The organism is Microcoleus vaginatus HSN003, from assembly GCF_022701255.1.
Taxonomy (GTDB): Bacteria; Cyanobacteriota; Cyanobacteriia; order Cyanobacteriales; family Microcoleaceae; genus Microcoleus; species Microcoleus vaginatus_B.
This window is the reverse complement of record NZ_CP031705.1, coordinates 1,446,875-1,463,219: the sequence shown is the minus strand read 5'-3', so window position 1 is coordinate 1,463,219 and position 16,345 is coordinate 1,446,875. Positions and strand designations below refer to the sequence as shown.

The 16,345-nt window shown below is 45.2% G+C and carries 9 protein-coding genes; 4 read left to right on the top strand and 5 right to left on the bottom strand.

The genetic code is table 11. From position 1 onward, the window contains the following. The first annotated feature begins 247 nt into the window (after positions 1-247). On the top strand, positions 248-1,087 hold the full coding sequence (locus tag D0A37_RS06150; protein WP_242722314.1) for a Tab2/Atab2 family RNA-binding protein: 840 nt from the start codon (positions 248-250) through the stop codon (positions 1,085-1,087). A gap of 140 nt (positions 1,088-1,227) precedes the next feature. Here the strand turns inward: D0A37_RS06150 and D0A37_RS06145 are convergent, their stop codons facing one another. Then, positions 1,228-1,434, bottom strand: a complete 207-nt coding sequence (locus D0A37_RS06145) for a hypothetical protein (RefSeq protein WP_242722311.1) — start codon at positions 1,432-1,434, stop codon at positions 1,228-1,230. A 226-nt stretch (positions 1,435-1,660) separates the two neighbouring features. Here D0A37_RS06145 and D0A37_RS06140 point away from each other — a divergent pair, with 226 nt between their 5' ends. Continuing rightward, positions 1,661-2,533 (top strand): S-methyl-5'-thioadenosine phosphorylase, encoded by an 873-nt coding sequence (locus D0A37_RS06140; RefSeq protein ID WP_242722308.1) that lies wholly within the window; start codon positions 1,661-1,663, stop codon positions 2,531-2,533. A 378-nt stretch (positions 2,534-2,911) separates the two neighbouring features. Further along, positions 2,912-8,326, top strand: a complete 5,415-nt coding sequence (locus D0A37_RS06135) for an AAA family ATPase (protein WP_242722304.1) — start codon at positions 2,912-2,914, stop codon at positions 8,324-8,326. 231 nt (positions 8,327-8,557) lie between these two features. Here D0A37_RS06135 and D0A37_RS06130 read toward each other — a convergent pair whose 3' ends face one another. Continuing rightward, positions 8,558-9,784 carry a tetratricopeptide repeat protein gene (locus D0A37_RS06130; RefSeq protein ID WP_242722301.1) on the bottom strand — a complete coding sequence of 409 codons (1,227 nt, stop codon included), beginning with the start codon at positions 9,782-9,784 and terminating at the stop codon, positions 8,558-8,560. 76 nt (positions 9,785-9,860) lie between these two features. On the opposite strand from D0A37_RS06130, the gene D0A37_RS06125 reads away from it, so the two are divergent. Further along, positions 9,861-10,355 carry a WbuC family cupin fold metalloprotein gene (locus tag D0A37_RS06125; protein ID WP_242722298.1) on the top strand — a complete coding sequence of 165 codons (495 nt, stop codon included), beginning with the start codon at positions 9,861-9,863 and terminating at the stop codon, positions 10,353-10,355. Positions 10,356-10,464: 109 nt separating this feature from the next. Here D0A37_RS06125 and D0A37_RS06120 read toward each other — a convergent pair whose 3' ends face one another. From D0A37_RS06120 to D0A37_RS06110, 3 genes are all read right to left on the bottom strand, one after another. After that, positions 10,465-10,962, bottom strand: a complete 498-nt coding sequence (locus tag D0A37_RS06120) for a hypothetical protein (RefSeq protein WP_242722295.1) — start codon at positions 10,960-10,962, stop codon at positions 10,465-10,467. Positions 10,963-11,276: 314 nt separating this feature from the next. Continuing rightward, positions 11,277-13,064, bottom strand: coding sequence for a PAS domain-containing sensor histidine kinase (locus tag D0A37_RS06115; protein ID WP_242722292.1), 1,788 nt, complete (start codon positions 13,062-13,064; stop codon positions 11,277-11,279). 27 nt (positions 13,065-13,091) lie between these two features. Next, complete coding sequence (locus D0A37_RS06110) at positions 13,092-16,265, bottom strand: sensor histidine kinase (protein ID WP_242722290.1); 3,174 nt, start codon at positions 16,263-16,265, stop codon at positions 13,092-13,094. Positions 16,266-16,345 lie beyond the last annotated feature (80 nt).

The window sequence follows — 16,345 nt, the reverse complement described above, 5'->3', positions numbered from 1 at the left end:
ATTCGATTTTAGATTTTAGATTTTAGATTTTAGAATGGGGAAGTGGGAATTAGTGATTACTACCACGGTTTGGATCACTGGCCTACAGTTGCAGTTTTTTTAACGGGCGTTAGATATGGAAATAAAACTCAACTATGAACTGAGAATATATCGATCGAAGTTTTTTCTCAGAGGAGCGGTATTGTATCGCAGTGCCCCCAAGCTATATTAAAATGATCGAGTTGTATATTTTAAATTTTAATTATTTATGAGTATTTGGCAAGCCGATTTTTACCGCCGTCCTCTCCAAGACGAAACTGGCAAACCACTCTGGGAACTCTTAATTTGCGACTCGGAAGGCAGTTTTCAATTTAGCGCTGTTTGCCGCCAGGGGGACGCAAATTCCACTTGGCTAGCTTCGCAGTTGCAGCAGCAAGCTCAAACCCAAAATTTGCCCGAATTGATTCAAGTATTTAGGCCTCAGTCTCTGGGCTTAATCGAAGCGGCGGGCAAAGTTTTGGGTGTCAAGGTAGAAGCGACTCGGCGCACTGCGGCTCTGAAATTGCTGCTGCAACAACGCGCAAAGGAATATTCGAGTATGCCTAATTATACAGGTGAAACTTACAGTGCGATCGCCCTTGACTCGCCGCCGCCGGTGCCTTTACCCGAAAACCTCTGGGGCGATGGCTGGCGTTTTGCTTCCCTACCCGCCGGCGACATTGAAGATGCTTTCCAAGGGCGTCCCCTGCCAATTTTGGAAATGCCAGAATTGCTGTTACCGCTGAATTTGGGCTTGGCCTCAACAGTACCCGTACCGGGAGTTGTAATTGACGGCGGACGCCAGTCTATGCGGTTGGCTAGATGGCTTCAGGATGCCAAACCTTTTGCTTTGAATTATATCGCTGGAGAACCCGACGGATTGATATTGGAAGCTGGGTTAGTAGAGAGGTGGGTTGTGGCTACTTTTGAAGATAGCGAGGTGAAAGCTGCGGCCCAAATTTACCAACAGCGTAAGCAATTAACTAAAGGATTACATTTTTTGTTAGTCCAGCCCGATGATAGTGGCATGACTTATACAGGCTTTTGGCTGTTAAATTTTGAGCGATAAAATGTAAATAATATTATTTATGAGGTCGATCGCGCGCCGAAAAATAGTAAAACACCGCCCGAATTCACTTCCCGCCGATACAGACTCAAGCATAAATTTTAAAACAGCTTCTTGAGTCAGCAAGAGATAGTGCTGCGAAGTTATTCTACAACTAAAATCAATCCGTTTCGGATGCCCTGACACACTCGGTTGATGTGAGAGTGGTCTTTTTCGTTAAGACCTTTCTCGGATAGCATTGCTGACTTCAGCAGCCGTCTGTCAAGGGGGGTAATTTGGCGAAAAGCAAAAATGCGCTGGACGATCGCCTCGATCGTGATTTTGGGGACGTTACCAGAACTGACTGTCATGGTCTTAACACGCTAAAAGTAGGTAACAGAACTGTGTATCTTTATTTTTAAAGATTTTGTGAAGTTGCTTGGTGATTATGATCACAGAATTTTTGTGACAAAATAGTGTATACAGGGTGACTTTTGTCAGGAAATCTTCAATTATAGGAAATCTTCAATTATCTTTATCCCAACTTAACGATGGCCCGATAGAATCACTGTTGTAAAACTCCAGCAGAGGGTAAAAATGGCACAAGCAAAAATCGGAATTATCGGCGGCAGCGGTTTGTATAAAATGGAGGCCCTCAAAGATATTGAAGAGGTGAAAATTGATACACCTTTTGGAGCGCCATCGGATGCCGCAATTGTGGGAAAATTGGACGGTACGCCAGTAGCATTTCTGGCTAGACACGGCCGCAACCACACTTTTTTGCCCTCAGAAGTGCCATATCGCGCAAATATTTATGCAATGAAGAGTTTGGGAGTTGAGTATTTAATCTCAGCGTCGGCGGTTGGTTCTCTGAAAGCAGAGGCGAAACCTTTAGATATGGTAGTGCCCGATCAGTTTATCGATCGTACAAAAAATCGAGTTTCTACCTTTTTTGGAGAAGGAATAGTCGGTCACATCACTTTCGGCGATCCGGTTTGCGGCGAATTGGCTAAAGTGTTAGCAAGTGCGATCGAATCTTTGAACCTCCCCGACGTTACCCTCCACCGGGGCGGCACTTACGTCTGCATGGAAGGCCCCGCATTTTCCACAAAAGCAGAATCCCACCTTTACCGCAGTTGGGGGGCGACAGTCATCGGGATGACTAATTTGCCGGAAGCAAAATTAGCCAGAGAAGCAGAAATTGCCTACGCAACTTTAGCATTAGTCACAGACTACGACTGCTGGCATGAGGATCACGACAGCGTAACTGTAGAAATGGTAGTTGCAAACTTGCACCGCAATGCCGCAAATGCCCAAAAAGTTATTCAAGAAACAGTACGGAGGTTAACAGAAAATCCCCCCGTTTCCGAGTCGCATTCAGCTTTGAAATATGCAATTTTGACTCGGCTGGATCAAGTGCCGGCCGCAACTAAGGAGAAAATGGGTTTGCTATTGCAGAAGTATTTGTAGTTGAAATTAAGTTGCAATCATTAGGTTATAGGTGATTCCCCATGTGTAAGGTGTGCAGCGCGCACCCTACATCATGGGGAGAAGGCAGAAATATTTGTATATCTAGCATTCGTCCTGAGTCAAGAGTCAGAAGTCAGGAGTAAGATCCATTTCCTATCAACTTTTTTAACAATAGACATCTCCGAAAATATCCAAAGCTCTTCTCTAGCTACTTTTGAATCTCTCGCACTAGGAAGCACCCCGATTTTGCAAACAGTCGTTTTTTATGCAGGGGCAGCGATCGAGCTACCACTGCAGTGATATATGAGCAATAATGGCAAGATAAGGTCGCAACTGCTGCACAGAAAGCCCAAAAGCTCAAAACGGACAATTTAAACTATGCTTGGCATTCCTGGATATCAGATTTTCTCCCAAATCTATGAAAGCGCGAATTCCTTGGTTTATCGCGGAATTCGCGATCGCGATTCGCTACGTGACGGCTACGCCGAACGCCTACCGATCATCCTCAAGCTGCTGAAAGAAGAATTGCCAACGCCAGCACAACTGCTCAGATACCAGCAGGAATACCAAATCAGTCAAACTCTGAATTTTTCAGGCTTTGTTAAAGCTTACAGCTTAGAAAAATATCATAATTCTCTTGCCATCGTCTTCGAGGATGATGGCGCTGAATCTTTAAGTTTATGGCGGCAGCAACATCAAATAACCTTAGCGAAATTTCTCCCCATCGCGATCAAAACTGTCGAGATTTTGGGTCAGATTCACAGCGCTAATATTATCCACAAAGACATTAACCCATCTAATATAATTATCAACCCCAAAACCGGGCAAGTCAAAATTATTGACTTCGGCATTTCGACAGTCTTGTCTATAGAAAATCCTACCCTAAAAAGTCCCAATGTTTTAGAAGGAACTTTAGCTTATATCGCACCCGAACAAACCGGAAGAATGAATCGCGCCATTGATTATCGCGCTGATTTTTATTCCCTGGGCGCTACTTTTTACGAACTGCTAACCAATCAACTGCCTTTTGAAGGTAATGACGCGATTGAATTAGTACACTGTCACATCGCTAAACAACCCATTCCGCCCCAAGAACTCAATCCAGAGATTCCTAAACCTGTTTCAGATATCGTAATGAAGCTGTTAGCAAAAACCGCCGAAAATCGATATCAAAGCGCTTGGGGAATTCAAGCAGATTTAGAGTTATGTCTCACTCAACTGCAAACTCAAGGCAAGATAGAAGACTTTACTATTGGTCAGCACGATATTTCAGATAAGTTTCAAATTCCTCAAAAACTTTACGGCCGAGAAACAGAAATAGAAAGCCTGCTGGCGGCATTTGAGCGAGTTGCCGGTAGCTTGCAGGAAGAAGCAGAAAGTGTAACCTCAGAAACTCAGCCCTCCCCCAACAGCCGACCACATTCCGAAATGATGTTAGTATTCGGATATTCCGGCATTGGCAAATCAGCATTAGTTCAAGAAATTTACAAACCCATTACCCGAAAAAAAGGTTATTTCATCGCCGGGAAATTTGACCAGTTTCAGCGAAATATTCCTTACAGCGCCGTCATTAAAGCCTTTCAAGAATTAGTGCGGGAGTTGCTCGCAGAAACAGAAGCTAAACTCCAACAGTGGCGCGAAAAAATATTAACAGCAGTTGGAGTTAACGGTCAAGTCGTTATTGATGTAATTCCCGAATTAGAATTGATAGTTGGCAAGCAGCCAGAATTATCCGAACTTCCTCCCGCTGAATCGCAAAATCGGTTTAATTTAGTCTTGCATAACTTCATCCGCGTATTTTGCAAGCCCGAACATCCCTTAGTCATGTTTCTCGACGATTTGCAGTGGGCAGACTCCGCAAGTTTGCAGATGCTTCAATTGATAATCACCGACCCAGATATGCAATATCTGTTTCTGATTGGGGCTTATCGGGATAACGAAGTCAGTGCAGCCCATCCGCTGATGTTAACAATTAATGAGATTCAGAAAACGGGATGCGTTATTAATTCAATTTCCCTCTTACCTTTAAAGTTAAATGATGTCAATCATTTAATTGCAGATACTCTTAAATGCGATCTCGAAAAAGCCCTGTCCTTAGCAGAGTTAGTCCTGCAAAAAACTCAAGGCAATCCCTTTTTTATTAACGAGTTTCTCAAATCACTTTATGCTGAGAAACTGTTGAAATTTGGAGTAACCTCTCCGAAGCTTGGGGGGGCCAAGGGAGGCTGGCAGTGGGATTTAGAGCAAATTCAAGCCAAGGGAATTACTGATAATGTAGTCGAGCTGATGGCAGGAAAAATTCAAAAACTGTCGCCGGAAACACAGCAACTATTAAAATTGGCTGCTTGCATTGGCAATCAATTTGACGTAAAAACCTTGGCGATTGTTAGTGAAAATTCAGTCAAAGCAACTAACGGGAAACTTTTGGAAGCAGTTAGGGAAACTTTAATTATTCCCGTGGGAAATGATTACAAATTTCTCGAATTAGAGCAAAATTCAGAAGATTTAACTGTTTATTACAAATTTTTGCACGATCGCGTGCAGCAAGCCGCCTATTCTCTAATTCCCGAACCAGAAAAGCAAGTTGTCCGCTACCGAGTCGGACAACTTTTGTTGGAAAATACTGCGCCGGAACAGCGAGAACAGAAAATCTTTGATATCGTCAATCACCTAAACTTTGGCAGCGAATTAATTACTGCACAGCCGCAGCGCAATGAACTGGCAGCACTAAACCTTTTAGCAGGCAAAAAAGCCAAAGTTTCGGCTGCTTATAAATCAGCACTGGATTACTTCGCGGCGGGCAGGCAATTATTAAGTGCAGACAGTTGGCAAACCCAATACGACTTAACCCTGAATATCTACGAAGAAGCAGCAGAAGCCGCTTATATTAGTACCGATTTCGAGCAGATGGAGGAATTAGCAACTCCCGTGCTGCAACAAGCTAAAACAGTGTTAGACAAAGTAAAAGTCTATCAAGCAAAAATTCTCGCTCAGTTAGCGCAAAGCCAGTTCCGGCAAGCAGTAGACACAGCTTTATCAGTGCTAGAACTGTTAGATATATATTTTCCCAAACACCCCAATCCGACAGATATTGAGGCGGCGCTGCAAGCAACTCAGGCAGCCCTAACAGGCAGAGAAATCGAAGATTTAATCGATTTGCCGCCAATGACAGCACCAGACAAATTAGCAGCCATGCAAATGATATCAAGCACCTTTGCTGCTGCCTATTTTTCCTTTCCTCAAATCCTGCCGCTGTTTGCGTTTAAACAAGTCAATTTATCGATAGAATACGGCAATGCTCCCTATTCTTTGCCAGGTTATGCTAATTGTGGACTGCTTTTGAGCGCGATTTTCAATGACATCGAATCTGGTTACAGATTTGGCGAACTGGCTTTAAATTTGCTGGACAGGATTAACTCCAACGAAGTCAAAGCAGAAACACTTCACATTGTGAATGGCTTTGTCAAACATTGCAAAGAATCGGTCCGAAAAACTTTAAAACTGTCGCAGGATGCTTGCGCGATCGGCTTGGAAACGGGAGATATAGAATATGCCTGTCACGCGGCTAGTATGTATGCCTTGCACGCATATTTCATCGGCAAAGAATTAACAGAACTTGAACGAGAACTAGCTGCCTACAGCGACATGATGCGCCAACTAAAGCAAGAAGCAGATTTGAATTTTAATGAAATCTATCGGCAGGCAGTTCTCAATTTAATAGAGGACTCCGAAAATCCCTGTAAATTAATCGGTGAAGCTTATAACGAAGACATCCAGTTGCCAATGATGGTGCAAGCCAAAAATCGCAGTGCGGTTTACATTATTTACTTGCAAAAAACCATTCTCTGCTATCTCTTTGGAGAATTTGCTGAAGCTGTAAAATATGCTGACTTAGCAGCAAAAGACTTAGCAGGAGTAGTTGGTTCGCTTCTCGCTCCTCTCTTTTATTTCTACGATTCTCTCGTGCGACTTGCGGTTTACTTTGATGTCAGCCAGAGCGATCGCGAACAAATGTTAGAACAAGTAACCGTTAATCTGGATAAACTGAAAGTATTGGCAACTCACGCACCGATGAATTACTTGCAGAAAGTAGAACTAATAGAAGCAGAATTGTGCCGCATTAAAGGGGAAAACTTTGAAGCAATGGACTGGTACGATCGCGCGATAGCCACCGCTGGAGAAAACGAATACATCAACGAAGAAGCCCTCTCCTACGAACTAGCTGCCAAATTTTACTTATCTAAAAATAAGACATTGATTGCCAATACCTACCTGCAAAATGCCCGCTCTTACTATCTCCGCTGGGGTGCAGCCGCCAAAGTTAAAGACTTAGAAAAGCGCTACCCTCAGCTATGGCTGAGACAAACATCAACAGGTACAAACCTTTCTGCCATAACCACCACATCCCTTCCGCCAACCTCGACAGGCAGCAGCAACTCGTTTATGCTGGATTTTACCACAGTAATCAAAGCATCGCAAGCAATATCCGGCGAAGTAGTATTAGCATCCTTACTGTCAAACTTAATTAAACTTACCATTGAAAATGCCGGAGCTCAAAAAGGTTTTCTCATCTTGCTAAACAGCAGGGGCGAACTCAGAATTGAAGCTGCCGGGGACGTTGACGGTTCCGTCCAAGTCTTGCAATCTCTTGCTGTTAATAAGAGTGAGAATCTCCCGACATCTATTATCAATTATGTCGCAAGAACTCAGTCAGATGTAGTTTTAAACGATGCCGTCCGCGAAGGAACCTTTACCGCAGAGCCTTATATTGCAATTAATCAACCTAAATCAGTCTTGTGCGCGCCCATCATCAATCAAGGCAAACTCATCGGCATTTTGTATCTAGAAAACAATCTCGCAACTGGCGCTTTTACAGCAGACAGATTAGCAGTATTGAGCATAATTTCTGCCCAAGCTGCTATTTCCCTAGAAAATGCCCAACTTTATCAAACCCTCGAACAAAAAGTAGAAGAACGCACCGCACAATTAGCCCAAGCTAATAGAGAAATATTGCTTTTGAACGAACGGCTAAAAGTAGAAAACCTTCGCATGAGTGCCGAACTAGACGTAACCCGCCGCCTGCAACAAATGATTTTGCCTCAACAGCAGGAATTAGAGTCAATTGCAGGGCTAGAAATAGCTGCATTCATGGAACCGGCTGATGAAGTTGGCGGTGACTACTACGACGTACTAAATCACGGGGGTAAAGCCACAATTGGCATCGGCGACGTGACAGGACACGGTTTAGAAAGCGGCGTGTTAATGATTATGGCACAAACAGCAATTCGCACTTTGTTGGTTCACAATGAAACCGACCCAGTTAAATTATTGCAGACAGTCAACCAAACGCTTTTTGACAACGTAGAGCGCATGAATTGTGGTAAAAGTATGAGCCTTTCTTTGCTGGAATATCGGGGGGACAACATCCTGCGTTTGAGCGGACAGCACGAAGAGGTGATTGTCGTGCGTTCCAGCGGCGAAGTAGAGCGGATTGATACCATGGAGTTAGGCTTTCCCATCGCCTTGGAACCAGATATTGCTGATTTCATTGCTACTACTGAAATACAATTGAATGCGGGGGATGTTGTCGTACTCTACACAGATGGAATTACCGAAGCTTTTGATATGAAGAAAGATCAATACGGTATCGAGCCCTTGATTGAAGTTGTTGTCCTTAACAGGGAACAGTCAGCAACAGAAATCAAGCAAGCTGTTATTGACGACGTGCGGCGATACATGGGGGAGCAAAAAGTATTTGATGACATTACTTTGGTAGTAATCAAACACAAGTAAGTAGGTAGGCACAAATAAACCTTGCTGTATAACCGAATGTACAACTGCCAGAACCGAAAGCCAATAGCTTTGTTTCACTCGCTTTTGACTACTTAAAGCAGATTCTATGTTTATGAAGTACCCCCGCCTATCGTTCTATCCCCGTAGGGAAAAGGCGAAAACCTTTGTCCCTAAACTTCATAAACCTGGAATAGGCTGTATGTATTTTCTTACTCATCTACTTAGTTCCGCTCAATTAATCAACTGCTTGAATGCGTCGTGTTCGCGAATCTTCTCCAAATCAGCTTCACTTTTTGCCAACTCTTTACACACATTCGGATTGAGATTGAGGGCGCGCTTTAAATTTTCAATTGCTAATTCAATTTTACCTTGCAGTGCATAACATCGGGCTTTATTGTACCAAATTCTGTAAAAATCAGGTCTAATTTTAGCAGCATTGTCGTAGGAAGCGATCGCAGCTTCGTATTTTTGCAATTTAGAGAGTGCAACGCCTCGATTGTTCCAAGCGTCAGTATAATCATTTTTAATTTGTAGGGCTTGATTGTAAGAAATTACTGCTTGTTCGTACTCCTGCATTTTGGAAAAAGCAACGCCTCGGTTGTTCCAAGCATCGGCATAATCTGGTTTGGCTTGAATTGCTTGTTCGTAACAGCCGATCGCCTCCTGGTACTTCTGCAACTCCAACAATACCACGCCTCGATTGTTCCAAGCATCGGGATAATTCGGACGAATTGTAGTAGCTTGTTCGTAAGAGGCGATCGCCTCTGGATACCGCTGCATTCTTGTGAGCACTACTCCCCGGTTATTCCAAGTATCGGCTAAATCCGGCTGAATTTGCAGGGCCTGATTGTAAGCAGCGATCGCATCTTCATAACGGTTTTCAAAGAAACAAGCATCTCCCTGTTTAGCATAGTCGCCGGCCGTCAATAACTGTTGGTAATTGCCATAGTTAACCGGAGCAAATTCTTGAATTTGGGCATCGGGGAATAACAGGTCTGTTTCTACCTCTGCGGGGTGACTTTGCTGTTGAATTTCGCCTAAGATAATTTCAGCGTCCGAAATTAATAGTTTTAATTGAGAGATTGTATCGTAATGAAGACTTTCTATTTCTTGGCGAGCAATTGTTGTCTGCTTCGACAATTTGCTCAACAGAAACCACACACCGACTCCAGCTGCTGTCGGAAACAAAGTTAAGGCAATTATCAGCCCGTTCAGCAGTACGGCTGTGCGCCCGAAAGCAATGTCAACTTCTTCTTGAACTCGATCGCGAATTTCGTCTTTCAGTTGCTGCTGTGGGAATTCCTGCTGAACCAAAAGTGCCGCCACCCTCGGTTCAGATGCAGAAACGTTACTGGCGCAGACTAGAATAGTCGAAAGGGCGATCGGGCTAATACTTTTTGTAAAGATACTTGACAAACGCATTGCCTTAGTGATACGCACCTGAGTTGCGATTTCCATGTGTCAAGAGATGCTGATAACGATGATCCCAGACTAGCCCATTTGTTCAAAAACTATTAAATACAGGATATCTGTTGTGCAGCCCCCTTCGATCAAATTGCTGACGCAAGAATTGCTAGACGAAATTGCCGCTTCCTCCCGCCGCAGTCCCCGCCAGCGACAAAACTACAATTTCCACGACGATTTGTCTGAAAAAGTGCAGCGGTTTGTCAACGTGTTGCAACCGGGCACTTACGTCCGCCCTCACCAACACCTGCGCCCGCCTGGAGTTAAGGGTTTTGAGTTTTTTGCCGTGATTCAAGGAGAAGTCGGTATTGTTATTTTGAACGAAAACGGTCAAATCCTGCGCTCTTTGCGAGTCAGCGCGGCCGGCCCGACTCGCGCTGTCGAACTTCCAGAGGGTACTATCCACACGTTAGTAGCTTTGACACAGGATACTGTGATTTTGGAGTTTAAGGAAGGGCCTTACGACGGGGCGGCGGATAAAGACTTTTTGGCAGGTTTTCCTGCGGAGGGAACTGCGGCGGCGCGAGAATTAGTCTTGATTTGGGAAGCCGAATTTAACACTTGACTCATGACTGATGACTGTTGACTGTTGACTGTTAACTGTTGACTGTTGACTGTTAAAAATCTAAAATCTAAAATCTAAAATCTAAAATCTAAAATCGAGCGACTGATTACTAATTACTGATGAATCTAATTGTCGTCATCCGATTGTATAAATCCGGGGCGGTGCGAATGATTTTTCTCAGAAGCTCATCCGTCACCCAAAAGACGAGGGGAAACGAAAATGTTTTGCTGAATTCGCTGCATAATAGGTTGGTAGAAACCAGCAATCGATCGATCGTCTCCACTGATTCCAAACCGAGGAGCATTAAAGCTGGAGGCTTTTCGCCGTCTATTTCTGCTGCGATCGTCCTGTAAAGAGTTGTCGCCGATTTGGGCAAAAACAGTTGCCGCGGTTTCACGGAACAATTTGCTTGCAGCCGATCGACTATTTGCTGCCGCAAAGCCAGCGAGTTGCAGTTAACTAAAACAAAAGAAAAGTAACCTTGGGAAAGACGGAGCGCCCGAATTAAAGTTGAGAACGACCGCTCGTTATATTTAGCTGAGTCGTACTTAGTTCCATCGTCTTTAGCTGTATTTTCTGAGCTTTGCTCGACACACATAAATTGCATATTTTTTATCTAGTTTTAGAGATTTTCTAGATTAAATGATGTTTCTAAAGAAAATGTGAAGATTGAAAATTTATTTTTCCTTTAAAAACTTTTGGGCATTATACCATGGTTTTAAATTAATATCAATAGTCCGATCGGAATAGTCCGATCGACTGATTTGGCTTGAACCACTCAAAAAGCACCTGCGACGGCACAACAAAAGTATAGCCACAGACCGAAGGCAGAAGCATATTTCGCAAGGGTTTTAGCAATTAATAACGTTCTAAATATCTGGCACGATTGGTTGATAAAATGTAATTAAAAATACAAAAAAATCACCGAAAATTCTCAGCCAGCGGCAAAGTAAACCAAAAACTTGCCCCAGCACCGGGAGTGCTAATTACACCAATTTGGCCGCCGTGAGCGCCAATAATTTGGCGACAAAGATATAGACCCAAACCCAAACCGACGGAGTGTCGAGATCGATCGCCCCTAACGTAAAGGTCAAAAAGATGTTCGCACTGTTCCGGCAATATTCCCGCCCCGTCATCTTCCACGGTACAGTAAATCATCCTACTTCCGGAATTGGGGATTGGGGATTGTGGATTGGTAATCGGTAATTTGTCGATGTCTTGTTTTGCTGTGCTTTGATTTATAATTAATTTCCCCGCCTTAATTACTTCAGCCGAAACTGTTAAATTCAATCCCGGCAGATTGTGTTTCAAAGCATTAGCAATTAAATTAGAGAACACACGCCACAACTGAGTTTTGTCCGCCTTCACGGCTGGCAAATCATCCGGAACCAAATTTTTAAAAGTAGCTTTCCCCTCATTTATTAAAGGCTCCAAATCGGTCGCAGCAGCCTCAACTACCGCCCTCAAATCAACCGATTCGCAGTGCAAAACCAAACCGCGCAATTCCCCGGCGTGAACTTCCAACAGCGAATTTATCAACCGCAACTGCTGCTCGCTACCTTGAATCATCCGCTCCAAAATTGAACGGGGAATTGTGATCGCATCCCCGGTTTTCGTCTGCCAATTTTTCAGCACCATTAACATTCCCGCCACCGGGTTTCGCAAGTCGTGAGAAAGAGCGTGGATAAACAGCCGCAGTGATTCTTGTGCCTGTTTGCGCTGCGTGATATCCTCAATTAAACCCTCATAATAAAGCAGGGAGCCGCTGCTGTCCCGTACCGCCCGCGCCTTCTCAGAAATCCAGACAATACTGCCGTCTGAGCGGTAAATTTTAGATTCAAAATCCGATACTGTGCCGCTTTTCTCGATCGATCGCAAAAACTCATTTCTGCGAGCCGGATCGACATACAACTGCCGATCAATATCAGTAAACTTTGCCGTCACTTCTTCGGGAGAATCGCAGCCGTAAATCCGCGCCAAAGCTGGATTTGCAGTAATGTAGCGGCCGTCGGGAGTGCTTTGAAAAATTCCCTCGCCGGCATTCTCAAAAATGCTACGGTACTTCGCCTCCGCCACCTCCAACTGCTGGTAAGCAGATTCCAACTCACGCCTGGTACTAAACTCTTTGCGTTGCAGACATTCGTACCAATAAACCGACAAATCGCAAATCAAACAAAACCAAAACAAATATAAGTAAAACCCGGTCAACTTAAAAGGAGTATACTTAGCAAAACTTAGATTTAAAACCAAATTTATTCCGACGTGGCAACACAAAACGCCGAGTTGAGAAATCAGGTGGAGGCGCCAGCGGACGGGCATCAGCGTAGCTTGGATCAGAAACGCTAAACTCCAGGTAAAAATGGGTAATTCCCCGGCTTGTGCGACAGCTAGCCCAAGCTGTACAACCACCGTCAGCGACCATGAAAAACCCAAAAATAGCAAACCGGGATAGCGCTGTCCGAAGGAGGTTTTTTGCAACACAAAACAGGTCAACAAACCCAATTCTACAGCAGCGCTCGTGTACAAATAAACACTTTTAAACTCCTGGTCAGCGAAGAATCTTTCGCCCAGAAAATACACAGTTATTGTCAAGGCAAAAAAGATGGCAATTCCGACAGCAGGGCGCAGCCGATCTCGGAGGAAGCGATCGCGCCACACCTCATAAACCGTTAACCCCTGAACTGATTTTGCATTGCCCAAATAGTTCATACCATTTTATATTTTAGATTGTAGATTTTAGATTGAGAAAGATAGATCGTCCGAGTTGACAGCAGGCAGGGAAAACCAGAAAGTCGAGCCACCTCCGCGAGTGCTTTCGACGCCGATTTCGCCCCCGTGAGCTTTAATAATTTGCTTGGAGAGGTACAAGCCCAAACCCAGCCCTGTTAATTGTCGGCTATTAGGGTCGTGAACGTAAAGTTCAAATAGAGATTCCCGCTGTTTGGCGCTGATTCCCACTCCATTATCTGTTACAGTACAGCGAACCATTTTTACGGTGACTCCGGGCAATTTGCTGCCGATATTGCCAATTTGACCCTGATAGCGGGGCAGCTTGCAACTGCCATCGAGGTTAAATGTGGCCAGGGTTTCCTGATTTTTATGGGTGGTTTCGCACACCCCAGGACGATCGCCCGCAGTAGATATCCCATTAGCGATACAGCGGGCGAGCTGAGTATTTTGAGATGTTAAAACCTGTGAATTTACTTCAAAATTTAGCGTTTTTTCAACTTCTATTACCTCGGCTTTAAAAGTGATATTAACTCCCGGATGATTGTGTTTAATAGCATTAGTCAGTAGATTTTCTAGCACGCGCTGCAAGTGTTTGCTGTCGCCATAGACTCTCGGCAAATCCGTCGGTATTTCCTGAGTTAAAGTTGCTTGGTTTTTGGCCAGTATCGGTTCTAAATCGCCAACAAGTGCTGAAGTTAAAGACTGTAAGTGCAGCGGTACAGTATTGATAACAATACCTTTGACCTCGCTAGCGTGAGCGTCGAGCAGGGCATTAACCATAGTCAACTGGTGTTCGCTGCCCTGAACGATGCGCTCCAAAATCGATCGAGAAACCGGAACATCTGGTAGAGAATCAGAGGCCGATTTGTTGAGCAAATTTTTCAGCAGTATTAACATTCCCATAACTGGAGTGCGGAGATTGTGAGAAACTGCGTGCAAAAATAGGTCTTTCAGGCGGTTGCTTTCTTGCAGTTCGTGCATTTTTTGCTGTAGTTGGCCGGTGCGTTCCTCGACTTGAGATTCCAAGTTGGCATTGAGAGCTTTTACCTGTTGTAAAAGTTGGGCTTGCTGAAGAGCGATCGCCACTTGGGTAGCGAGTTTTTCTAACAAATCAATTTCAAATTCCTGCCACTGGCGGGGCCCGGAGCACTGGTTGACGGCCAAGATCCCGAACAATTCATCCCCTAGGACGATCGGCACATTTAACGTCGCTCTAATTTGATAGTCGCCGTATATTTTGGCAACTGCACCGCTGAGTTGAACGCTAGCAGTATCGGAGATAGATCGGACACGGTTGGTGGCATAAAACGTTCTCAAGTTTTCGAGGTGATTCTCATCAGCGAGCACCCACCCGAGAATAGAACGGCATTGGCTTCCCACAGACTCAGCCACAACCTTACCGTACACCGGGCTAGGAAGATGTACCCCGTCCGCGTCCACAATACCGATGAAAGCGCGGTCTGCCTTGAAAAATTGCCGGACTTCGGCAACAGTAGTGTTGAGAATTTCTTCGAGGTCGAGGGAGTTACGAATTCGCAGGGCGATTTCTGAGAGCAAGCGATCGCGATCGGAGGACGCCCGCAAAGCGGTTTCCGCGCGGTGGCGTTCGGTAACGTCTTGGACTGTGGCGGCGATCGCCCCTGACTGAATGGCCGACTGTTCGCAGACAGTGCGTTCGGAGCCGTCTGCCAGCACAATTCGGTAGTTAATGCAATAGGGTTTGCGCTCAAACATAGCTTGGCGCTGCGATCGCGCCACCAATTCTCGGTCTTCTGGATGTACAGCCTGCAAAAAAACTTCAGGTGTGGGTTTGACGGTTCCCGGAGCAAAACCCAAGAGGCGGTAAAGTTCGTCCGACCACCGCAGTTCGCTGTTGGGTGTAGAGTGTTCTGACGATTCCTGAAAGTTCTCAGTTGCGGCGACGGCGGTGCAATTTAAATCCCAATTGCCCAACTGAGCGATGCGCTGAGCGTTCGCCAGACTAGCTTCCCGCGATCGCAGTGCCGCCGCCGTGCGGCGCACCTCCACCAGCGCTTGCTGGCGTTCTGCTACGGCGGCCGCCAACATCAGAGCCACAAGGGCGATCGTACCGGTAAAAGCTTGTAAAAACAAAACCGCTTGTTTGAGATTATCGCTTTTAGCCAAAAACGGGCCACCTCCCTGCACCGCTCCCCAAATCGCGATGTAAGACACGATCGAATAAGCAAAAATCGCTCCCGCCGGTTGAAACCGCAGGGCGGCCCAAACTATCAGAGGAAAAGGCAGATACTCCAGCGGATACTGAGCGATCGCCGCCTGTATTTTCGAGCAAAAAAACAGCCAGCTAACGCTCAGCAAGAGAGTCAACCAGAGCGCTATTTCTGAATAATTAATAATTAAAAATAGAAGATGATAGCGGTTTTCAGTGGCAGAAAATCGGCGGGAATTATTTTTAATGGGTAAGTGGGAATTTTCCCTATTAAAAAATGCTTTTAAACTCGAAATAATCCGAAATTTTCTCTCACCTGTTAAACCTTTATCAATAACAGGCAAGATGCCTGTTCCACAATCAAATTCATCTCTTGTGGAACAGGCATCTTGCCTGTTCCTAAACAAGTAATTGAGAAGAATGAAAGATCTCAGTTTTAGTGGAAATTTAAAACTGTTAACGGCGTGATTCAAAGTCAGCAGCACGGGCGTCACAATCAAAATTCCCATGCCATCTCCGAGCCACGTAGTCCACCAGTTGCGAGAGAAATTGCTCCACTGAGCCCAACCAAAAATGCACGTTCCCAAGTTGCCGAGGATAGAGCCTAGGAAAGTAGACCCGATGACAGCGCCCCCCACTAAAGCCACAACATCTCGCAATCGATCGAGTTTGGTAGAAAATCCGCTCCTAGTCAGCAAAGCCTCTCCAGCCAGCGCTTGCAGGGCGACGCTAAAGGCAGATGTGACAATGACAGCCGACGGTATACCGGCGGTAGAGTTTAACAGCACTGAACCGAGGACAATTCCCGGCCACATCCGTCGCCCTTGCAGTAGCAGTGCTGCTAGAGCAATACCGGCGGGCGGCCACACGGGGGAGGGTTCGGCTTGCACCAGTCCCAGCATCGACACTGCGAGTTTTCCGGTAACAAAGTAGGCCAGGGCCAGGATGCCGGTGTACAGAAGCGTTCGAGTGCGGCGGTTGAGCAGTTTCATGTTTAGGTGCGATCGAATCCTCCATTCCTAGTTTTTAATTTAGGCGGCATTGGGGCGATCGAACTTCCTCCTGACGACTC